The following is a 19,841-nucleotide window of genomic DNA, read 5'->3' on the forward strand; positions in this document are numbered from 1 at the left end:
AAAGTACACTCTTACCCCGGTTTTCTGGCAACGACACCACCATACGAACGTCTTGTCGCTTCATCGCAGGCCGTGGCCACTATGGTGGTCCTGTGCGTACGGACACGAAGGGGCAGCAGTGAACGACGGCGAGGGGACCCTGGCACAGGACCGGGGGAGGCAGTTCGGCCCGCTCGGCACGGCCTTGGTGATCATCCCGACCTACAACGAGGCGGAGAACATCAAGTCCATCGTCGGCCGGGTGCGGAAGGCGGTCCCCGAGGCCCACGTCCTGGTGGCCGACGACAACAGCCCCGACGGCACCGGCAAGCTCGCCGACGAGCTGACGGTCGACGACGAGCACGTCCACGTACTGCACCGCAAGGGCAAGGAGGGCCTGGGCGCCGCCTACCTCGCGGGCTTCCGCTGGGGCCTCGACGAGGGCTACGGCGTCCTGATCGAGATGGACGCCGACGGCTCCCACCAGCCGGAGGAACTGCCCCGTCTGCTGACCGCCCTCAAGGGCGCGGACCTCGTCCTGGGCTCCCGCTGGGTGCCGGGCGGCCGGGTCGTGAACTGGCCGAAGTCCCGTGAGGCCATCTCCCGCGGCGGCAGCCTCTACTCCCGTCTCGCCCTCGACCTGCCGCTGCGCGACATCACCGGCGGCTACCGGGCCTTCCGCCGCGAGACCCTCGAAGGCCTGGGCCTCGAAGAGGTCGCCTCCCAGGGCTACTGCTTCCAGGTCGACCTGGCCCGCCGCGCGGTCAAGGCCGGCTTTCACGTGGTGGAGGTCCCCATCACCTTCGTCGAGCGCGAACACGGCGACTCCAAGATGAGCCGCGACATCCTCGTGGAGGCGCTGTGGCGGGTCACTGCGTGGGGCGTGGGAGAGCGCGTCGGCAGGATCACGGGCAAGGAGAAGCCGAAACCGGCACCGCAGCAGGAGTCGTAGGCGCAGGGGGCGTAGGCCGTACCGGTCGAAGGTCGCGGCAGTGGTAGGCCGCAGCAGTCGTAGTGCCGTACACCCCTTATGCGGTGCTGAGCCGTGTCCGGGCACACTGGACGCATGACGACAGGCGCTTCGACCCCTTCGACCCCCTCCTTCTCCGCCCGGCCCCGGCGTTCCCGCATCCGCACCTTCCTGCCGCTCGGCGTCGCCGCCTGGCTGGTGCTGGAGATCTGGCTGCTCACCGTGGTCGCGGGCGCGACGAGCGGCTTCATGGTGTTCCTGCTGCTGCTCGCCGGGTTCGTGCTCGGCTCGGTCGTCATCAAGCGGGCGGGCCGGCGCGCGTTCCAGAACCTGAACGAGGCGCTGCAGCGCGGCGGCTCCCCGCAGGGCGGCGGCGGCAACGGGCTGATGATGCTCGGCGGCCTGCTGCTGATGATCCCGGGCCTGGTCTCGGACGCCGTGGGCCTGGTCCTGCTGATCCCGCCGGTCCAGAAGGCCGTCAGCCGTTACGCGGAACGCACAGTGGACCGCAAGCTCCGTGAGGCCGCCTCCGGAAGCCTGGGCGACGTCTTCCAGCAGGCCCGCATGCACCGCCCCGACGGCAAGGTCGTGCAGGGCGAGGTCATCCGCGACGAGCCGGGAGCCCAGGGCAACGCGCCGCAGGAGCCCAGGCCGCCGCTGACGTACTGATCGAGCACGCCGAGATCCTCCCACCCGACGCCGGGTGGGAGGATCTCGGCGGTTGCGGAGCCGATGAGGTGCGGGCACGCCGAAACGACCGGGGGCGCCGTACGTGCTGAGGACGTACGGCGCCCACGGTCGCTTGTGTCGGCGCGTTGCTCGCGGTCTCCCGCTACGCGGACTTGCGGCTGTCCCGGGGATGAACCGCCAGGTTCATCGCACCGGAGCGGAGAACAGCCAGCCGCTCTTCAAGGACCTCTTCGAGTTCCTCACGCGTGCGCCGCTCCATCAGCATGTCCCAATGCGTACGCGCGGGCTTGGCCTTCTTCTCCTCAGGGCCGTCGCCGTCCACGAGGAGTGCCTGGGCCCCGCAGACCTTGCACTCCCACTCCGGCGGGATCTCCGCCTCGACCGAGAAGGGCATCTCGAAGCGGTGCCCCTTCTCGCATGCGTACTCCACGGCCTGGCGCGGGGCCAGGTCGATGCCGCGGTCCGTCTCGTAGCTGGTCACCACGAGGCGCGTGCCGCGAAGAGCTCGCTCACTCATGAATCGTGCCTCCCGGGCTTGTCGCCCACAGGACAGGTGTCGCTGTCGTCGTCATCCGGTCAACGTCCGGTCGGCGGTAAAGATTCCCGTCCCGTGTCCCGTTTCGGGTCATGCGTCGCCGTCGTAGCCGCAGCCTTGTCAACCAGTGCAGTACCCACCGTCGCCCGGTTTGTCACGTCTGCTAGCAGATGTCACCCAGCGTTTCGTCATCTTTGACGCGCAGTAACGGTACGCCTGGCAGGCCAAACGCGTACACTACAGCGCTTTCGCCCTGAGTGCTAAATCCTTTCGGGTACGGGGTTGCCCGCGTCGCCGATCGCCCGCCGCACCGGAACCCGCGCGAGCAGCACGAACCCGACGACGAAGAAGATCACCAGTGAGATGATCGCGTCCCGATAACTTCCGGTCAGTTGATAAGTGAGTCCGAACAGAAGCGGGCCGAGCCAGCTCATCCCTCGGTCGCTCACCTCGTAGGCGGAGAAGTACTCCGCCTCCTTGCCGGGCGGCACCAGATGCGAGAACAGGGAGCGGGACAGGGCCTGGCTGCCGCCCAGCACGAGTCCGATCCCGGCCGCCAGCACGAAGAACCAGGCCGGCGCCCCGGCAGGCAGGAAGTACCCCGCGCCGAGCGTCACCGTCCAGGCCACCAGCGAGCCCAGGATCGTGCGCTTGGCGCCGTAGTGCCGGGCCAGCAGCCCCATGCCGAGCGCCCCGGCCACCGCCAGCACCTGCACCAGCAGCACGGCCGCGATCAGGGTGGACTGACCCAGCCCCAGCTCCTCGGAGCCGTAGACCGACGCCTGGGAGATCACCGTCTGGATGCCGTCGTTGTACACGAGGTACGCCAGCAGGAAAGCGAGGGTGAGGGGGTGTCGGCGCATGTCGCGCACGGTCGCCGCGAGCTGCCGCAGCCCGGGCAGGGCGGCCTCCCGGGACGGCGAGCGGCGGTCGCGCAGCCGCCGTAGCGGGACGAGCGTGAAGGCGCCCCACCACAGGCCTGCCGAGGCCAGGCAGATCCGCACGGCTGTGGTTTCGGACACACCGAAGGTGTCGTGGGCGAGATAGAGGACCAGATCGGCGATCAGGACGACGGAGCCGGCCGCGTAACCGAAGGCCCAGCCCCGCGAGGAGACCGCGTCGCGTTCCTCGGGCGGGGCGATCTGCGGCAGGTAGGAGTTGTAGAGCATCATCGCGACCGACTGCGCGGCGTTCGCCACGATCAGCAGCGCTCCGCCCAGCAGATATCGGTCGCCGTCGAGGAAGAACAGGCCTGTCGTCGCCACGGCGCCCGTGTAGGCGGCGGCCGCGAGGAGGGGCTTCTTGCGGCCCGTGCGGTCGGCGGCGGCACCCACCACCGGCATCACCAGCACGGCCAGGATCACCGACAGGGACACCGAGTACGCGAAGAAGGATCCGGCCCGGACGGGGATGCCCAGGGGATGGACATAGCCGTCGGCGTCCGCGGCCGCCTTGGCCACCGACGTCAGATAGGGGCCGAGGAACACGGTGAGCACGCTCGTCGAGTAGACGGAGCACGCCCAGTCGTAGAAGTACCAGCCGCGCTGCTCGCGCCGCCGCCCCGCGGCGTCGTCGGCCGCGTCCGTCCGCACGGTGTCGGTGCCCACCCGTGCCCTCGCTTCCCCGCCGAAGTGCCGTGCGAAGGGTCGGGCGCGGCCGCCGGGGTGTTCAGACCCAGACGCCCCGGTCCTCCAAGACCCCGCGCAACGTGTCGATGTGATCGGTCATGATGCCATCGACTCCCAGGTCCAGGAGCCGGTGCATCCGATCCGGCTCGTTGATCGTCCACACGTGCACCTGCAGCCCGCGCGCGTGCGCCGCCCGGACGAAGCGGTGGTCCACCACCTGGATGCCGGACTGCACCTCGGGCACCTGCGCCGCCACCGCCGAGCGGCGCAGCGCCGCCGGCACACCCCAGGACCGCAGCCGCAGGTTGAGCACGCCCCGGGTGCCGTACGACGTCGCCAGGCGCGGGCCGGCCAGCCGCTGGGCGCGGATCACGCGGGCCTCGGAGAACGAGCCGACGCAGATCCGGTCCCAGGCGTCGATCCGCCCGATCAGGTCCAGCAGGGGATGCAGCGCCGGTTCGGCCTTGAGGTCGACGTTCCAGCGCACCTCGGGGAAGGTCTCCAGCAGCTCCTCGAACAGAGGCACCGGTTCCTTGCCGGCCACGCGCGCGTGCCGTACGTCCTTCCACGGAAGGTCCGCTATGCGGCCCGCGCCGTCGGTGACCCGGTCCAGCGTGGCGTCGTGGAAGGCGACGAGCCTGCCGTCCAGCGTGGCGTGGACGTCGGTCTCGAGGTAGCGGTAGCCCGTCTCGACCGCGCGCCGGAACTGGGCCACGGTGTTCTCCAGTCCGTCGGCCGCCCCGCCGCGGTGGGCGAAGGCGATGGGGCCCGGATGGTCTAGATAGGGGTGGCGTATCAGCGCGGTCACCTGCGCAGTATCGCTCCCCCGGGTGTCCCCGCGGCAACCACCGTGCTGCCCTCGGATGCCCTCGGCACGGCGAACACCCGCAGGAAGAACTGTGCGAGCGGGCCGATCGACACCGCGTACAGGACGGTGCCGACGCCTATCGTGCCGCCGAGGACGAATCCGGTCACGACGACCGCCACCTCGACCGCCGTGCGCATCAGGCGGATCGAGCGGCCCGTGCGCCGGTGCAGCCCCGTCATCAGTCCGTCCCGTGGGCCCGGCCCGAAGCGCGCGGCGATGTAGAGCCCCGTGGCCGCACCGTTGAGCACGAGGCCGGCCACGAGCAGAAGCACCTGTACGGCCAGGCCGTGCGCCTCGGGGACCGCGGCCAGCGTGCCGTCCATGGCGACGCCCACCACGAAGACGTTGGAGACCGTGCCCAGGCCCGGGCGCTGGCGCAACGGGATCCACAGGAGCAGCACGCCCGCGCCCACGATGATGGACACGACGCCGATCGACATGCCGGTGAGCTCGGCGAGCCCCTGGTGCAGCACGTTCCAGGGCTGAAGACCCAGGCCCGCCTCGACGAGGAGCGCGGAGCTCGCCCCATAGAGGGCGAGACCGGCGTAGAGCTGGACGAGCCGGCGGAGGAGCTGCCTCCGCGCGGAGTTCTGCGTGGACACGTGGGCCCCCGGGTGGTGGTAGTGGCCTGGCTCATGCCACTCTGTGGCTTGAGAAGTGATGGCATCCATGGCCAATTCGGGGAAGGTGGACTGATCACCATGGCGCAGTGGACCTCGGCGGTGGGGCCGGCGCAGCTCGCCCGGCTGCTCACCTCCCAGCAGGACCGCCCGGCGGGCCCCGGCACGCGCCGCCCGCCCGCCTATCGGGCGCTCGCCGACGGCATCCGGCTGCTGGTGCTGGAGGGGCGCGTTCCGGTGGCCGCCCGGCTGCCCGCCGAACGGGAGCTGGCGTTGTCCCTGTCCGTCAGCCGCACCACGGTCGCCGCCGCCTACGAGGCGCTGCGCTCCGAGGGCTTCCTGGAGTCCCGGCGCGGTGCGGGCAGCTGGACCGCCGTGCCGGCCGGAAACCCCCTCCCCGCGCGCGGCCTGGAGCCGCTCCCGCCCGAGGCGCTCGGCTCGATGATCGACCTGGGCTGCGCGGCACTGCCCGCACCTGAGCCGTGGCTCACCCGCGCGGTGCGGGGCGCGCTGGAGGAACTGCCGCCGTACGCGCACACGCACGGCGACTATCCGGCGGGACTGCCCGCCCTGCGCGCGATGATCGCGGAGCGCTACACCGCGCGCGGGATCCCCACGATGCCCGAGCAGATCATGGTGACGACCGGCGCGATGGGCGCCATCGACGCCATCTGTCATCTCTTCGGCGGGCGGGGCGAGCGCATCGCCGTCGAATCGCCGTCGTACGCAAACATCCTCCAGCTCATGCGGGAGGCGGGCGCACGGCTGGTGCCCGTCGCCATGGCCGAGGGGCTCGCCGGGTGGGACCTCGACCGCTGGCGCCAGGTGCTGCGGGAGGCCGCGCCGCGCATCGCGTACGTCGTCGCCGACTTCCACAATCCGACCGGCGCACTGGCCGACGACGACCAGCGGCGCAGGCTCGTGGAGGCGGCCCGCTCCGCGGGGACCGTGCTCATCGCCGACGAGACCATGAGCGAGCTGTGGCTGGACGACGACGTGGAGATGCCGCGGCCCGTGTGCGGGTTCGATCCCGCCGGCTCGACGGTGATCACCGTCGGTTCGGCCAGCAAGGCGTTCTGGGCCGGCATGCGAATCGGGTGGGTGCGGGCGGCTCCCGACGTGATCCGCAGCCTGGTCGCCGCGCGGGCGTACGCGGATCTGGGCACCCCCGTGCTGGAGCAGTTGGCGGTGAACTGGCTGTTCAGCACCGGCGGGTGGGAGCAGGCGCTGGAGCTGCGGCGGGGGCAGGCGCGGGAGAACCGGGACGCGTTGGTCGCCGCGGTCCGGCGAACGTTGCCGGAGTGGGAATTCGAGGTGCCCAAGGGGGGACTGACCCTGTGGGTGCGGGCCGGCGGCCTCTCCGGCTCGCGCCTCGCCGAGGCGGGGGAGCGGGTCGGGGTACGGGTACCGTCCGGGCCCCGGTTCGGGGTCGACGGGGCCTTCGAGGGGTATGTGCGGCTGCCGTTCACCGTGGGGGGCGCGGTGGCCGAGGAGGCGGCGGTGCGGTTGGCCGCCGCGGCGAGGGTGGTGGAGAGCGGAGGGACCGCGGGAGTGGAGGCGCCGCGGACGTTCGTGGCATAGCGGAGTGGCGCGGGAATCGACAGACCCAGCGCCGGGAGTGCGCCGCTCACGAGGTCTCGGCCACCATCGCTTCCATCGGTACCGGCTCCGGCTCCTCGTCCGCCGGGGTCCTGAGCGGGGGCAGCAGATCCAGGACCGCCTGCCGGTGGACGTCCGTCGTCGCGTCGTCGTAGGGGTCCGGGGTGGTCGGGACCTGGAGGCGGTGGACCGGGCCCGTGCCCAGGCGGGCGTAGCCGCGGCCGGGGGGCACCTGGGCGACGGGGGTGGTGTGGGGGCGGGCACCGAGGACTGACTCCAATTGCCCGGCCGTCGCGGGACCTAGCGCCACACGCGCGCGCGTGTGCTGCCGTACCGCGTCGCGCAGGGCCTCCAGGCCGTCGAACTGTTCGGCGACGACCACCGTCACATTGGCGGCGCGGCCGTGCCGCAGGGGCACCTGAAGGAGGGACTGCGGGTCCTCGCGGCCGTCGGCGTCGGCGAGGTGCGTGAACGCGGTCGGGCGGTCGAGGAGGATCCACAGGGGGCGCTTGGTGTCAGCTGGGGGCGCCTGCCCCGCCTGGCGGGCGCGGTTGGCCGCGATGAGCCGGCGCTCCGTCTCGTGCGCGGCCCACTCCAGGCTGGCCAGGGCGCCGGCCAGGCCGACCTCGACCGCGAGGACGCCGTCCCGGCCCGTCAGGCACGCGTATTCGCCGGTGCCGCCGCCGTCGACGACGAGGATGTCGCCGTACTGGAGGGCCTGGAGGGCGATGGAGCGCAGGAGGGTGGAGGCGCCGCTGCCCGGCTGGCCCACGACCAGCAGGTGCGGCTCGGTGGAGCGGACGCCGGTGCGCCAGACGACCGGGGGCACGTCGCGCCGTGCCTCCCCGTGGGTGAGGGGAAGCGTGCGCTGGACCTGGGTGGGGTCGGTCAAGCCGAGGACCGTCTCGCCGGGTGCGGTGACGAAACGTTGCGCGGCGATGTCGGTGGGGAGCGGGGACAGGACGGTGACCGTGAGCTCGTTGCCCTCCTCGTCCCACGCGAAGTGGTACTCGCGGCCGCGGCCCGACTTCGCGGTGAGCAGCAGCTCGACGCGGGCCCGGGCTTCGGCATCCCCGTCCGGGAAGTACGCCGGGTAGCGGATGATCAGGTGGGCGAAACGGCCGGAGTCGTCGAAGTCGTACGCCGGGAAGGTCTTCTCCCAGTCGCCGCCGTGGGCGTAGAGGGGAGCGGGGTCCTCGGCGGTCGAGAAGTGAGGGACCAGCGCCTCGTACAGCGACTGCAGGCGCTGCGTCTGGGACTCGTCCGGTCCCTCGGGTTCCGCCGGTTTGCCCTCCCGGCCCTGCCAGGCTGCCGCCGCCATCAGGGTGATGACGGCGAGCAGCGGACCGTACGGCAGGAGCGCCACGACCAGGACCACCGACGCCACCAGGAACAGCAGCGCTCCACGCCGGTCCTTGGGGGTGTCGGCCCACTTGCGCCGCCCGGCCGAGGCCAGCCGGCGCGCACCGCGGGTGATCGTGATCAGCGGGTGGAGGACGTCGGTGGCGCTGTCGGCCGCCGTCCGGGCCAGCTCCCGGCTCCGGGCGATCTGCGCGCTGCCTGTGCTCAGGATGCGGGGGAGGGGGCGCCGGGCCACTGCTGTCTCCTGGTGGTGCGTACGGAAGGGACGGACGGCGGGGCGGCCGGCGTCAGAACTTGATGCCGCCGAGAAGGCTCGCCAGGCTCTCGCCACCTGCCTTGATGCTCGGGGCGATGGCCGTACTGGCCAGGTAGAACCCGAACAGCGCCGAGACGAGGGCGTGCGACGCCTTGAGCCCGTCCTTGCGGAAGAACAGGAACACGATGATGCCGAGCAGGACCACGCCTGAGATGGACAAGATCATTTGAGGTCTCCTGGTTGGTGGGGACAGTCACCATGAGTACTTCCAGGCTCACAGGATGTATCCATACGATAAAAGGTGCAACTGGGTGGAATGTGTCAGATTTCACCCGGGCGGCGGAGGTCGGCCCGGCCCTGTGACCAGCGCTGTCGTGCCCTTCGGGGGCCGTGGTGATCTTTGCCTGGGACGGGGCCGGTCATGTGCGCCGGAAGCCAGTACCCTGGCGATTCACCTGAACGGTTGCAGTGAGAGGCGGACCACCCGATGACTGAAGCCCCCGACCCCGAGGTCGTGGAGCTGGCCACCAAGATCTTCGATCTGGCCCGGCAGGGGCCGACCGAGGCACTCGTGGCGTACGTCGACGCGGGCGTTCCGGCCAACCTCACCAACGACCGGGGCGACTCCCTGGTGATGCTCGCCGCCTACCACGGCCACGCCGCGGCGGTACGGGCGCTGCTGGAACGCGGTGGCGACGCCGACCGCGTCAACGACCGAGGCCAGACCCCACTCGCGGGGGCCGTGTTCAAGGGAGAGGAAGAAGTGATCCGGGCTCTGCTGGACGCGGGAGCCGACCCGTCCGCGGGCACTCCGTCGGCCGTCGACACGGCTCGGATGTTCGGCAAGGCGGACCTGCTGAAGCTGTTCGGCGCGGACTGACACGACATGTACCACCAGGTAAAACGCAGTTCCTGACCAGGTAAATCAACGACCACGGGGGAGGCGGTACGGGGCCGCCGGAAATTTCGGTCGCGGCAGGCTGAACTGCCGAGTCATCATGACGTCGTGATTCACGGACGCGATGGCTGGGCAGGTGTTGCCGCACCGCGCGGGCCGTGATGCGGTCCGCATGGGCCACCGACGAGAGGCAGAGGAAGATGGTCTACAGCAAGCACGAGACGGCGGGCACTCCGACGTGTTGTCACGTGGCCAGGTAACGCGTGTTCCCCGGTTGCGTCGACGCTTGATGTGAGGCTGTTTCCCATGTTCGATCCGGTCATAGCGCCCAGCGGTACGCTGCTCGGCCTGCTCCAGCGGGGCCGCGGCGACGGCACGCTGCACGCGCTCACCGCCCCGCGGGCCGACGCGCTCGCGGCACTGAACCACTGTGTGCTGCGCGACCCCCGCCACGACTGGCAGGTGGAGAACCGCTCCCTGTACTACGCCCGTCTCTTCCTCGACCTGGGCGGCGAACTGGACGAGATCGAGGCGCACCTCTTCGACGTCGAGGACGCCTTCGACACCGAGGAGTCCCGCACGGGCCTGGCGCTCGCCGTCCTCGGCCACCTCGCCTCCTACGGCAGGCGCGATGCCCTGCGGCTGCTGCGCAGGTACGCCGCCTCCGGCTCCAACTGGGCCTGGGCCCTCGACGAGCTGGCCCTGCGCGACGACGACGCGGGCCTGCGTGCCCTCGCCGCGCCCGTCCTGGCCCGTTTCGCGACCGACGCCGAGGGCGAGGCCGAACTCGCTGCCACCGTGCGTGACGCCTTCGAGCCACGGCCTTGGCGACTGTGGGCCGACGACCCGCGCGACTACGTCTCCACGCGCGTGCGTGCCGCCCAGGAAGCCGGCTGCTTCGACCGGTGGCAACGGCAGATGCGCCCCACCGGGCCCCGCCCGGGCTGGAGCGTGCAGGCCGTCTTCGAGTGGGCCCAGCAGGGCATCGAACGCGGCGCCGCCCTCCATGTCCCGGCCGCCCGCTGCCTCACCGCCGTGGCGGGGCCCGAGGACCGGCCCGAGATCGTGCGGGCCGCCCAGGGCGGCACCGACGGTGCCCGCTGTACCGCGCTGCGCTACCTCGCCGACAGCAATGATCCCGACGCCCTCGATCTGGTCGAGGGTGCTGTGGCCACCGGCACGACGGCCGTGGTGGAGGCCGCGGTCGACGCCTTCGAACGCATGCGCAGCGTCGCCGCCGTGGACCGCGCCCGCGGCTGGGTCCACCGGCCCGACGCCCTCGGAGCCGCCGCCGGCCGCATGCTCGCCTGCCGGGGCGCGGCCGCCGACAGCGAGCTCGTCCTCGGCGCCCTGCGTGAGGCCGTACGCGGCGAGGGGCCAGACGCACCGACCTTGTGGACCCTCGTGGACGGAGCCGGACGGCTCGGCATCGCCTGCGCCGCGCCGGTCCTGCGGCACATCTACCGCGAGACCGCCTCGTCCCACCTTCGGGGACGCTGCGCCCGCGCGCTGGCCGCCACCGACCCCTCGTTCGCCACGGGCTTCGCCGTCGAATGCCTCTGGGACTGCGAGGAGACCACCCGCGAGGTCGCCGCCCGGCACGCCGAGACCGGTGACGTCCGCGTCGTCGAACGACTGCGCCGGCTCGCCGCCGATCCCGCCGAGGAGGCCGAGGTGCAGACCGCCGTACGCAGCCGGATCGGCCCGGACGCCGCGTCGGCGATGTGAACCCCCGGTAGCGGCATGCCCGCCGGGTGAACAAGGGGTGACCGGCGGGCCGGTCGGGCATGGACGCGGTCCGACCTGCGGGGTCGCGCAGCGCAACGCTCACAGGACGTTTGTCGTTCGGAAAGATCCACTTTGGCGCGGCCACGTCCGGTACGGCGACAACACCGGTATGCGTGTCGTCATCGTGACCGAATCCTTTCCCCCCGATGTGAACGGCGTGGCCCACTGCGCGCTCCAGACCGCCCGGCACCTCGTGGATCGCGGTCATCTTCCGCTCGTCGTCGCGCCGGCCACCGCGGCCGGTAACGGGCCCGACGCCTCGGCGCCGTGCCCCGTCGTCCGTGTCCCCTCCCTTCCGCTCCCCGGCTACCCCCAGGTCCGCGTCGCCCTCCCCAGCCGACGCGTTGCCGCCGCTCTCACTGCGCACCGCGCCGACCTGGTCCACCTGGCCGGCCCCTTCGTCCTCGGCGTGCGCGGCATGACCGCGGCGGCCCGGCTCGGCATCCCGGCCGTGGCCGTCTACCAGACCGACCTGGCCGGATACGCCCGCACCTACGTGCACGCCGGCGAGGCGGCCGCCTGGCGGCGCATCCGCTCCGTCCACGCCGCCGCCGACCTCACCCTCGCCCCCTCCAGTGCCGCCCTGCACGACCTGGAGGCACACGGCGTGCCCCGGGTCCGGCTGTGGCCCCGGGGCGTGGACACCGTCCGCTTCCGCCCCGACCTGCGCGACGAGGCGTTGCGGCGCGAGCTCGCCCCGAACGGCGAACTCATCGTCGGCTACGTGGGGCGGCTCGCCCCCGAGAAGCAGGTCGAACTCCTCGCCGACGCTTGCGGACTGCCCGGCGTGCGCGTCGTGGTGGTGGGCGACGGCCCGAGCGGACCCGGCCTCACCGGGGCGCTGCCCGGCGCGGTCTTCCTGGGCCGCCGGACCGGCGACGACCTCGCCCGGATCTTCGCCTCGCTGGACGTCTTCGTCCACACCGGCCCCTTCGAGACGTTCTGCCAGACCGTGCAGGAGGCCATGGCGAGCGGTGTCCCCGTCGTCGCGCCCGCCGCGGGCGGCCCCCTGGACCTGGTCGCGCACGGGCGCACCGGGCTCCTCGTACCGCCGCGCGACCCCGCCGCCGTACGGGACGCCGTGGCCGCGCTGGCCGCCGACCCCACGCGGCGGGCCGCCTACGGAGCCGCCGGACGGGCCACGGTCGAGGGGCGCACCTGGGCCGCCGTCGGCGACCAGCTCATCGGGCACTACGCCGGTGTACTGGCCGCGCGGAAGGTGGTGGCGGCGGCATGAGCACGTTCGCTGTGGATCGTCCGGGGGAGGGCGGTGGCCGCCCGAGCGCACCCTCGCTGCGGATCGTGCGACTCGCCAACTTCGTCGCCCCCTCGTCGGGGGGCCTGCGCACCGCCCTGCGTGAACTCGGCAAGGGCTTCAAGGCGGCCGGCCACGAGCCCGTGCTGATCGTGCCCGGCTCGCGAGCGACGGACCAGGACACCGAGCAGGGCCGGGTGATCACGCTTCCCGGGCCCTTGGTGCCGGGCACCGGTGGCTACCGCGTCCTCACCGACAGGCGGCGCGTGGCCCGGCTCCTGGAGGACCTCGCCCCCGACCGGCTGGAGGTGTCGGACCGTACGACACTGCGCTGGACCGGCAGGTGGGCTCGGCGGGCCCGGGTGCCCGCCGTCATGGTCTCCCACGAGACCGCCGACGGCGTGCTGCGCACCTGGGGTCTGCCGGAGGGGGCGGCCAGGCGAGCCGCCGACGCCCTCAACGTCCGTACGGCGCACACCTACGCGCGCGTGGTGTGCACGACGGAGTTCGCCGAGCGCGAGTTCGTGCGGATCGGCGCCCGCAACGTCGTACGGGCCCCGCTCGGCGTCGACCTCGTGCAGCGGCGCCCCGCGCTGCGCGATCCGTCGCTGCGGGCGCGGTACGCGGGCCTGGACGAGACGCTGCTGGTGCTGTGCTCCCGGTTGTCCGTGGAGAAGCGGCCCGGTACCGCGCTGGACGCCCTGGAGGCGCTGCTGCGCCGCGGCCGGCGGGCGGTGCTGGTCGTGGCAGGGGACGGGCCGCTGAAGGCGCGACTCGAACTGCGGGCACGCGAGCGGAGGCTGCCGGTGACCTTCCTCGGCCATGTCGCCGACCGCGGCCTCCTCGGCGCGCTCCAGGCCTCCGCGGACGTCTGCCTGGCGCCGGGCCCCGCCGAGACGTTCGGGCTCGCCGCCCTGGAGGCCATGGCCTGCGGCACGCCCGTGGCGGTGAGCGCCTCCTCCGCGCTGCCGGAGGTGATCGGATCCGCGGGCGCCACGGCCGCCGACCACGGGGAGGGGTTCGCGGACGCCGTGAGCCTGCTCCTCGACCACCCCGAGGACGAGCGGCGGGAGGCGGCACGCGCGCGTGCGGAGGGCTTCGGCTGGGACACGGCGGTGGACGCGTTCCTGGCGGCGCACGATGCGACGGTGCCGGTGCGGACACGCGCGCGCGGAGGCGTCGGATGAGAACCCTCCGTTTCGTGGCGCTCATGGACTCGCTGACCGAAGGCGTGGGCGACCCCGTCGGCGACGGGTGGCGCGGCTGGGCCGCGCTGCTCGCCCTCGGGCTGACCGAACGACCCGAGGACGCCGCGGAGTTCACGAAGCTCGCGGTCAGCGGGGCACAGACGCGCGACGTGCTCGAACGGCAACTCCCCGCCGGGCTGGAGCAGCGGCCTGACCTCGTCTCCGTCGTCGTGGGAGTCAACGACACCCTGCGCTGCACCTTCGACATCCAGGCCGTCGCCGAACGGCTCGACACGGTGTACGCCGCCTTCACCGGGCAGGGCGCGGTCCTCCTCACCGCGTGCCTGCCCGACCCGGGCGCGATGCTGGGCCTGCCCGGTGCCCTCGCCCGCCCGCCGGCCCGGCGGCAGCGCACGGTCAACGCCGTCGTCCACGCGCTGTCCGACCGGTACGGCGCCGTCCACCTGCACGCCGCCGAGGGCGCGTGGCTCACCGACCGCGCCCTGTGGAGCGCGGACCGGCTGCACCCAGGCGAGGGCGGGCACCGGCAGCTGGCCGTGCGCTTCCACGCACTGCTGGCGGAGGCGGGTCTCGCGACGGGCACGGCGCCGTCGCCGGAGCCCGAGCTCCCGGCGCCCACGAGATCGGCCGGCCTGCGGTGGCTGGCCACTGCCGGCACCGGATGGGTGGCCCGGAGATGCATCGACCTGCTGCCGCAGCTGCTCACCCTGGCCGCCGACGAGATCCGTCACCGCGCCCGGGGCACGAGCGCCCGCCTCGACCTACGGGCGTCGGCGGCGGTGTCGGCGGCGTTGGCGGCGCTGTCGGTGGGGGAGCGGCGGGTGGACGCTGCATAGAGCCGCATGACCCTCACCTGCGGCGCACCGCCACGAACCGGATCGGTGTGCCCGGGAGCGCCTGTGCCGTCGCGGAGAGGTCGACCGCGCGGACGACTCCGATCACCGGGTAACCCCCGGTGGTCGGATGGTCGGCCAGGAACACCACCGGTCGTCCGTCGGGCGGGACCTGGACCGCGCCCAAAACCATTCCCTCGCTGGGGAGTTCACCCGGTCGGGCCCGCTCCAGGGACGGGCCTTCCGTGCGCAGGCCGATGCGGTTGCTCGCCGGGGACACGCGGTAAGGGCGCGACGTGAAGGTCCGTACGGCCTCGGGCGTGAACCAGTCGTCGCGGGGGCCCAGGGTGACGCGCAGGACGAGTTCGGCGGGAGGGCTCGGCTGCGGGGCGACATCCACGCGCGCGTGGGGGGCGAGGACGGGCCCCAGGGGCAGCACCGTGCCGTCCGTGAGCGGCGCGGGACCGAGACCCGACAGCAGATCGGTGGAGCGGCTGCCCAGGACCGGCTCGACGGCGACGCCGCCGGAGACGGCCACATAACTGCGTACGCCTCGAACGGCCGCGCCGACCTCCAGCAGCGCACCGGCGGGTACACGTACCGGCGCGCCCCAGGCGACCGGTCGTCCGTCCAGGGTGACCGGGCAGGGCGCGCCGCCGACCGCGACGGTGACCGTGGAACGGGGCCGCACGGCACAGCCGTTGAGCGTCGTCTCCAGCACGGCCGCCTCGACCGGATTGCCGACCAGCCGGTTGACGAGCGCCGCAGCGGGTCCGTCCAGCGCCCCCGCCCGGGGCACACCCAGGTGCGCGTGCCCCGGGCGCCCCCGGTCCTGCACGGTGGTCAGCGCCCCGGCGCGTACGACGGCGAGCGCACGGTCCGTCATGCCGCCCCCACCGGGACGAACCGTACGCGCGTGCCCGGTGACAGCAGGGCGGCGGGCACGCGCGTGTGGTCCCACAGGACCGTGTCGGTGGTGCCGATGAGTTGCCAGCCGCCGGGCGACGAACGCGGGTACACGCCCGTGTACGGACCGGCCAGCGCCACCGAACCGGCCGGGACGGCCGTGCGCGGAGTGGCACGGCGGGGCACGTCGTAGAGCGGGGGGAGACCGGTCAGGTAGCCGAATCCGGGTGCGAAGCCGCAGAACGCCACGCGGTACTCGGCGGACGCGTGGATACGGGCCACTTCCTGCTCCGAGACACCCCAGTGGGCGGCGACGTCGGCGAGGTCGGGGCCGGCGTAGCGCACGGGGAGTTCGACCACCTCCCGCGCGCGTGGAGGAACGGGAGGAAGGTCGGTGGTGGTCAGTTCGGACGCCCAGCGGACCGGGTCGGCCAGGCCGTCGAGGAGGACGGTGCGGGCCGCGGGGACGATCTCCCGGACGGTCAGCGTGCCCTCCGATCGACGGCGCAGCAGCTCCGCGTGCAGGGCCTGGGCCTCCTCACCCGAGGTGACTTCGACGAGCAGGGCGCTGTCGCCGACGGGCAGCGCCCTCATGCGAACGCCTCCACCCGGACGCCCGACTCCTCCAGCCGCTGCCGTACCCGGCGGGCCAGTTCCACCGCGCCGGGCGTGTCCCCGTGCAGGCACAGGGAACGCGCGCGTACCTCGATGCGGGCACCGGAGTGCGCGGTGACCGTCCCGGACCGGGCGAGGCTCACCGAGCGCTCCACCACGGTGTCCGGGTCGGTGACCACGGCGCCCTCCTGCCCGCGCGGCACGAGCGTGCCCTCCTCGGTGTACGCGCGGTCCGCGAACGCCTCGGTGACGGTCGGCAGCCCGGCCTTGCCGGCCAGCTCCAGCAGGCGTGAGCCGGGCAGACCGAGCACGGGCAGGGTGCCGTCGGCGAGGAGCACCCCGTCGACGACCGCGCGGGCCTGCTCCTCGTCACGTACGACGCGGTTGTACAGCGCCCCGTGCGGCTTGACGTAGGCCACGCGCGCGCCCGCCGCGCGGGCGAAGACCTCCAGGGCGCCGATCTGGTAGGCCACTTCGGCGGCCAGTTCGGCGGGCGGTACGTCCATCGCGCGCCGCCCGAACCCCGCCAGGTCCCGGTAGGAGACCTGGGCGCCGATCCGTACCCCGCGCTCGGCCGCCAGCTCGCACACCCGCCGCATGGTGGCCGCGTCCCCGGCGTGGAAGCCGCAGGCCACGTTGGCGCTGGTGACGACGGACAGCAGCCGCTCGTCGTCGGTGAGCTGCCAGCGGCCGAAGCCCTCGCCGAGGTCGGCGTTCAGGTCGATCGGTGTCATGGACTGTCGTATCTCCTGTCAGGCCACGCGGTACTGCTCGTCGCGGGCGTCGGTGAGGAACATCTGCCCCGGTGCGTGGGTGATGGCGAACGGCGGCCGTGAGGCCGTCACCGCGGCCTGCGGGGTCACGCCACAGGCCCAGAACACCGGGATGTCGTCGGGGGCGACGTCCACCGGGTCCCCGAAGTCGGGGCGGCCGAGGTCGTCGATGCCGAGCCCGGACGGATCGCCGCAGTGTACGGGGCTGCCGTGCACCGCCGGGAGCAGACTGCTCTCCCGGATGGCCGCCGCCAGGTGGTCCGGTGGCACGGGCCGCATGGAGACCACCATCGGGCCGTGCAGCCGGCCGGCGGCGCGGCAATGGCGGTTCGTCACGTACATGGGCACGTTGCGCCCCTGCTCGACGTGGCGGATCGGGACGCCCGCCTCGGCCAGCGCCCACTCGAAGGTGAAGCTGCACCCGATGAGGAACGACACCAGGTCGGTGCGCCAGTGGCCGAGCACGTCGGTCGGCTCCTCCACCAGCTCGCCGTCCCGCCAGACGCGGTAGCGCGGCAGATCCGTGCGCAGGTCGGCGCCGTCCGCGAGGACCGTGTTGAACGATCCCGCGTCCGTGACGTCCAGCACGGGGCACGGCTTCGGATTGCGCTGGCAGAACAGCAGCATGTCGTACGCCCAGTCGGCGGGCACCGAGATCAGGTTGACCTGGGTGTGTCCTGCCGCGACCCCCGCCGTGGGGCCCGTCAGGCCCTCCCGGAAGCGCGCCCGCGCGGTCTTCGGGCTCCATGCGTGCGCGTGCTCGTCGACCAGGGTCAGCGGGCGGTCGTCGATGAGCGTGCGGGGGCGGTGGCCGACGAGGTCCTCCGTGGGGTTCACGCCAGCTCCTTCCCGCGCGTCTCCGGCAGTCCCAGCAGTGCCAGCGCCGCGATGCCGTATCCGATCGCCCCGAAGACCAGCGCGCCGCCCACGCCCCAGCTGTCGGCCAGGAACCCGACCGTGGTGGGGAAGACGGCGCCGACGGCGCGGCCGGTGTTGTACGTGAAGCCCTGCCCCGTGCCGCGCACCGCCGTCGGGTACAGCTCGCTCAGGTAGGAGCCGAAACCGCTGAAGATCGCCGACATGCAGAACCCGAGCGGGAAGCCCAGCACCAGCAGCAGGGTGTTGGCCCCGCCGGGGATGTTCGCGTAGGCCAGGATGCACAGGGCCGACAGCAGGGCGAACAGCCAGATGTTGCGTCGCCGGCCCAGCCGGTCGGTGAGGTAGCCGCCGGTGAGGTAGCCGGCGAACGCGCCCGTGATCAGGAACGTCAGGTAGCCGCCGGTGCCGACGACCGACAGGCCGCGTTCCGTCTTGAGATAGGTCGGCACCCACGTGGCCAGGGTGTAGTAGCCGCCCTGGACGCCGGTGGAGAGCAGCGCCGCGAAGACGGTGGTGCGCAGCAGACCCGGCTTGAAGATCGCCGTGAACGAGCCCTTCTCGGTGTTCGACTCGCGGACCGCGACCGCCTCGGGCGCGTCCTGCACCCGGCGCCGCATCCACACGATGAGCAGTGCGGGCAGCGCGCCGGTCCAGAACATCACCCGCCAGGCCAGGTCGTCGCCGACGAAGGAGAAGACCAGCGTGTAGACGACCGCGGCGAGCGCCCAGCCCACGGCCCAGGAGCTCTGGATCGCGCCGAGCGTGCGGCCACGGTGCTTCGCGCTCGCGTACTCCGCGACGAGGATCGCGCCGACCGCCCACTCACCGCCGAAGCCGAGGCCCTGCAGGGCCCGGAAGACCAGCAGCATCTCGTAGTTGGGCGCGAAGCCGCAGGCGACGGTGAAGACGGCGTACGTGATCACCGTGACCATCAGCGCCCTGACCCGGCCGACCCGGTCGGCCAGCACGCCGGCGACGGCGCCGCCGATCGCGGAGACCACCAGCGTGACCGTGGTGAACAGGCCCGTCTGGCCGCTGTCCAGGCCGAAGTACGCGGCCAGGGCGACCATGCTCAGCGGCAGCGTGAAGTAGTCGTAGGAGTCCAGCGCATAACCGCCGAACGCGCCTGCGAAGGCGCGGCGGCCGCGCGGGCCGAGGGCGCGCAGCCAGCCGAACGCGCCGTCATCGGCGGCGCGTTCGGCGTTCTCGGGGGGTGCGGTGGTGGGCAGGGCCTGCGGTGGAGGGGTCGTGCTCATGGGCACCTCGCTGAGAGAAGAGGAGGGTGCTGGGAGAGAGCCAAGCCGTGCGGAGGCCGGGAGCCGCGGTGGGGACGGGGCGTGGCCGTGCGTAGCACCGTAGAGGATCGTTCAACGATCCTTCAATACCCGTGTTGTTTCGTCCTTGTATCTGCGCTTGAATTCCGGTCATGGCAGAGCAGCTGGCAGGACTGGCCGACGACCGCGCCCTCCTGGGCCGCACCAGCACGGCCGAACGGGTCGCGGACATCCTCAGGAGCCGGATCGCCGAGGGCTACTTCCCGCCCGGGACACGACTGTCCGAGGACAGCATCGGCGGGGCGCTCGGCGTCTCCCGCAACACGCTGCGCGAGGCGTTCCGGCTGCTCACCCACGAACGCCTGCTCGTCCACGAACTGAACCGGGGCGTTTTCGTGCGGGTCCTGACCGTCGAGGACGTCGAGGACATCTACCGCACCCGCGCCCTCGTCGAGTGCGCGGTCGTGCGGGGGCTCGGCGAACCGCCCTACGCGTTGGACAGCCTCGCGGCGGCGGTCACGGAAGGACAGGTGGCGTCCGTTCAGCAGGACTGGAAGGGCCTGGGCACGGCGAACATCCACTTCCACCGGGAGCTCGTCGCGCTCGCCGGCAGCGAACGCACCGACGAACTGATGCGCAGCGTCTTCGCCGAGCTGCGCCTCGCCTTCCACGTCGTCGACGACCCGCGTCGGCTGCACGAGCCCTACCTCAGCCGCAACCAGCAGATCCTCCAGGCGCTCCAGGCGGGCGACAAGGCCGACGCCGAGAACCTCCTCTCGGTGTACCTCGACAACTCGCTGGCCCGGGTGGTGGAGGTGTACCGGCGGAGGGTGGGGGACGAGGGGTAGGCGGGCCGGGCTGCGTCGTTTGGGTCGTTGTCAGACCGAGGACCTAGTCTGTGCACC

The 19,841-nt window shown here is 72.7% G+C and carries 20 protein-coding genes; 9 read left to right on the forward strand and 11 right to left on the reverse strand.

Features of this window, described 5'->3' with window-relative positions:
• The first annotated feature begins 118 nt into the window (after window positions 1-118).
• Window positions 119-931, forward strand: a complete 813-nt coding sequence (locus IG99_RS07060) for a polyprenol monophosphomannose synthase (protein ID WP_037670876.1) — start codon at window positions 119-121, stop codon at window positions 929-931.
• 114 nt (window positions 932-1,045) lie between these two features.
• Window positions 1,046-1,618 carry an FxsA family membrane protein gene (gene fxsA, locus IG99_RS07065; protein WP_037670878.1) on the forward strand — a complete coding sequence of 191 codons (573 nt, stop codon included), beginning with the start codon at window positions 1,046-1,048 and terminating at the stop codon, window positions 1,616-1,618.
• 163 nt (window positions 1,619-1,781) lie between these two features.
• Here fxsA and IG99_RS07070 read toward each other — a convergent pair whose 3' ends face one another.
• The 4 genes from IG99_RS07070 to yczE all read right to left on the reverse strand — a co-directional run bounded on the left by IG99_RS07070 (window position 1,782) and on the right by yczE (window position 5,341).
• Complete coding sequence (locus tag IG99_RS07070) at window positions 1,782-2,156, reverse strand: RNA polymerase-binding protein RbpA (RefSeq protein ID WP_010357981.1); 375 nt, start codon at window positions 2,154-2,156, stop codon at window positions 1,782-1,784.
• Between the two features lie 278 nt (window positions 2,157-2,434).
• A complete protein-coding gene (locus IG99_RS07075) occupies window positions 2,435-3,781 on the reverse strand; it encodes an MFS transporter (protein WP_037670881.1) in 1,347 nt (448 codons plus the stop codon).
• 61 nt (window positions 3,782-3,842) lie between these two features.
• On the reverse strand, window positions 3,843-4,610 hold the full coding sequence (locus IG99_RS07080) for a glycerophosphodiester phosphodiesterase (RefSeq protein ID WP_037670884.1): 768 nt from the start codon (window positions 4,608-4,610) through the stop codon (window positions 3,843-3,845).
• Window positions 4,607-5,341 (reverse strand): membrane protein YczE, encoded by a 735-nt coding sequence (gene yczE / locus IG99_RS07085; protein ID WP_234311761.1) that lies wholly within the window; start codon window positions 5,339-5,341, stop codon window positions 4,607-4,609. Before yczE ends, IG99_RS07080 begins: the two co-directional genes overlap by 4 nt.
• Before the next feature lie 30 nt (window positions 5,342-5,371).
• On the opposite strand from yczE, the gene IG99_RS07090 reads away from it, so the two are divergent.
• Window positions 5,372-6,871 carry an SCO1417 family PLP biosynthesis transcription factor gene (locus tag IG99_RS07090; protein ID WP_037670888.1) on the forward strand — a complete coding sequence of 500 codons (1,500 nt, stop codon included), beginning with the start codon at window positions 5,372-5,374 and terminating at the stop codon, window positions 6,869-6,871.
• 46 nt (window positions 6,872-6,917) lie between these two features.
• On the opposite strand, the gene IG99_RS07095 is transcribed toward IG99_RS07090, so the two are convergent.
• Complete coding sequence (locus tag IG99_RS07095; RefSeq protein ID WP_037670890.1) at window positions 6,918-8,486, reverse strand: P-loop NTPase family protein; 1,569 nt, start codon at window positions 8,484-8,486, stop codon at window positions 6,918-6,920.
• 52 nt (window positions 8,487-8,538) lie between these two features.
• Window positions 8,539-8,733 carry a hypothetical protein gene (locus IG99_RS07100; protein WP_016434155.1) on the reverse strand — a complete coding sequence of 65 codons (195 nt, stop codon included), beginning with the start codon at window positions 8,731-8,733 and terminating at the stop codon, window positions 8,539-8,541.
• A gap of 261 nt (window positions 8,734-8,994) precedes the next feature.
• On the opposite strand from IG99_RS07100, the gene IG99_RS07105 reads away from it, so the two are divergent.
• From IG99_RS07105 to IG99_RS07125, 5 genes are all read left to right on the forward strand, one after another.
• On the forward strand, window positions 8,995-9,387 hold the full coding sequence (locus tag IG99_RS07105) for an ankyrin repeat domain-containing protein (RefSeq protein ID WP_037670891.1): 393 nt from the start codon (window positions 8,995-8,997) through the stop codon (window positions 9,385-9,387).
• 324 nt (window positions 9,388-9,711) lie between these two features.
• A complete protein-coding gene (locus tag IG99_RS07110; RefSeq protein WP_037670893.1) occupies window positions 9,712-11,133 on the forward strand; it encodes a hypothetical protein in 1,422 nt (473 codons plus the stop codon).
• Between the two features lie 169 nt (window positions 11,134-11,302).
• Window positions 11,303-12,430, forward strand: coding sequence for a glycosyltransferase family 4 protein (locus IG99_RS07115; RefSeq protein ID WP_037670895.1), 1,128 nt, complete (start codon window positions 11,303-11,305; stop codon window positions 12,428-12,430).
• Entirely contained in the window at window positions 12,427-13,635 is a 1,209-nt protein-coding gene (locus IG99_RS07120; RefSeq protein ID WP_051864976.1) for a glycosyltransferase, read from the forward strand. The genes IG99_RS07115 and IG99_RS07120 overlap by 4 nt, the downstream gene beginning before the upstream one ends.
• Window positions 13,632-14,492 carry an SGNH/GDSL hydrolase family protein gene (locus IG99_RS07125; protein ID WP_037670897.1) on the forward strand — a complete coding sequence of 287 codons (861 nt, stop codon included), beginning with the start codon at window positions 13,632-13,634 and terminating at the stop codon, window positions 14,490-14,492. Before IG99_RS07120 ends, IG99_RS07125 begins: the two co-directional genes overlap by 4 nt.
• 13 nt (window positions 14,493-14,505) lie before the next feature.
• Here IG99_RS07125 and IG99_RS07130 read toward each other — a convergent pair whose 3' ends face one another.
• Genes IG99_RS07130 through IG99_RS07150 form a run of 5 tightly spaced genes read right to left on the reverse strand, consistent with a single transcriptional unit; the run spans window position 14,506 to window position 18,918 of the window.
• Window positions 14,506-15,375: a 5-oxoprolinase subunit C family protein gene (locus IG99_RS07130; protein WP_037670899.1), complete on the reverse strand. Its 870-nt coding sequence runs from the start codon at window positions 15,373-15,375 to the stop codon at window positions 14,506-14,508.
• A complete protein-coding gene (gene pxpB / locus IG99_RS07135; protein WP_037670900.1) occupies window positions 15,372-15,989 on the reverse strand; it encodes a 5-oxoprolinase subunit PxpB in 618 nt (205 codons plus the stop codon). Before pxpB ends, IG99_RS07130 begins: the two co-directional genes overlap by 4 nt.
• Window positions 15,986-16,744, reverse strand: a complete 759-nt coding sequence (locus tag IG99_RS07140) for a LamB/YcsF family protein (RefSeq protein WP_037670901.1) — start codon at window positions 16,742-16,744, stop codon at window positions 15,986-15,988. Before IG99_RS07140 ends, pxpB begins: the two co-directional genes overlap by 4 nt.
• Window positions 16,745-16,762: 18 nt before the next feature.
• Window positions 16,763-17,620: a putative hydro-lyase gene (locus IG99_RS07145; protein ID WP_051864977.1), complete on the reverse strand. Its 858-nt coding sequence runs from the start codon at window positions 17,618-17,620 to the stop codon at window positions 16,763-16,765.
• Window positions 17,617-18,918, reverse strand: coding sequence for an MFS transporter (locus IG99_RS07150; RefSeq protein ID WP_037670902.1), 1,302 nt, complete (start codon window positions 18,916-18,918; stop codon window positions 17,617-17,619). Before IG99_RS07150 ends, IG99_RS07145 begins: the two co-directional genes overlap by 4 nt.
• Before the next feature lie 170 nt (window positions 18,919-19,088).
• Here IG99_RS07150 and IG99_RS07155 point away from each other — a divergent pair, with 170 nt between their 5' ends.
• Entirely contained in the window at window positions 19,089-19,784 is a 696-nt protein-coding gene (locus IG99_RS07155) for a GntR family transcriptional regulator (protein WP_037670904.1), read from the forward strand.
• Window positions 19,785-19,841: the final 57 nt, after the last annotated feature.

It is taken from the genome of Streptomyces griseus subsp. griseus (assembly GCF_000720255.1).
GTDB classification, from domain to species: Bacteria; Actinomycetota; Actinomycetes; order Streptomycetales; family Streptomycetaceae; genus Streptomyces; species Streptomyces griseus_I.

Excerpts from the sequence above, each read along its gene's own strand:
- pxpB (WP_037670900.1), bottom strand. The coding sequence starts at position 15,989 with ATGAGGGCGCTGCCCGTCGGCGACAGCGCCCTGCTCGTCGAAGTCACC.
- IG99_RS07125 (WP_037670897.1), top strand. The coding sequence starts at position 13,632 with ATGAGAACCCTCCGTTTCGTGGCGCTCATGGACTCGCTGACCGAAGGC.
- IG99_RS07120 (WP_051864976.1), top strand. The coding sequence starts at position 12,427 with ATGAGCACGTTCGCTGTGGATCGTCCGGGGGAGGGCGGTGGCCGCCCG.
- IG99_RS07115 (WP_037670895.1), top strand. The coding sequence starts at position 11,303 with ATGCGTGTCGTCATCGTGACCGAATCCTTTCCCCCCGATGTGAACGGC.
- IG99_RS07100 (WP_016434155.1), bottom strand. The coding sequence starts at position 8,733 with ATGATCTTGTCCATCTCAGGCGTGGTCCTGCTCGGCATCATCGTGTTC.
- IG99_RS07070 (WP_010357981.1), bottom strand. The coding sequence starts at position 2,156 with ATGAGTGAGCGAGCTCTTCGCGGCACGCGCCTCGTGGTGACCAGCTAC.
- IG99_RS07155 (WP_037670904.1), top strand. The coding sequence starts at position 19,089 with ATGGCAGAGCAGCTGGCAGGACTGGCCGACGACCGCGCCCTCCTGGGC.
- IG99_RS07130 (WP_037670899.1), bottom strand. The coding sequence starts at position 15,375 with ATGACGGACCGTGCGCTCGCCGTCGTACGCGCCGGGGCGCTGACCACC.
- fxsA (WP_037670878.1), top strand. The coding sequence starts at position 1,046 with ATGACGACAGGCGCTTCGACCCCTTCGACCCCCTCCTTCTCCGCCCGG.
- yczE (WP_234311761.1), bottom strand. The coding sequence starts at position 5,341 with ATGGATGCCATCACTTCTCAAGCCACAGAGTGGCATGAGCCAGGCCAC.
- IG99_RS07140 (WP_037670901.1), bottom strand. The coding sequence starts at position 16,744 with ATGACACCGATCGACCTGAACGCCGACCTCGGCGAGGGCTTCGGCCGC.
- IG99_RS07150 (WP_037670902.1), bottom strand. The coding sequence starts at position 18,918 with ATGAGCACGACCCCTCCACCGCAGGCCCTGCCCACCACCGCACCCCCC.
- IG99_RS07105 (WP_037670891.1), top strand. The coding sequence starts at position 8,995 with ATGACTGAAGCCCCCGACCCCGAGGTCGTGGAGCTGGCCACCAAGATC.
- IG99_RS07090 (WP_037670888.1), top strand. The coding sequence starts at position 5,372 with ATGGCGCAGTGGACCTCGGCGGTGGGGCCGGCGCAGCTCGCCCGGCTG.
- IG99_RS07110 (WP_037670893.1), top strand. The coding sequence starts at position 9,712 with ATGTTCGATCCGGTCATAGCGCCCAGCGGTACGCTGCTCGGCCTGCTC.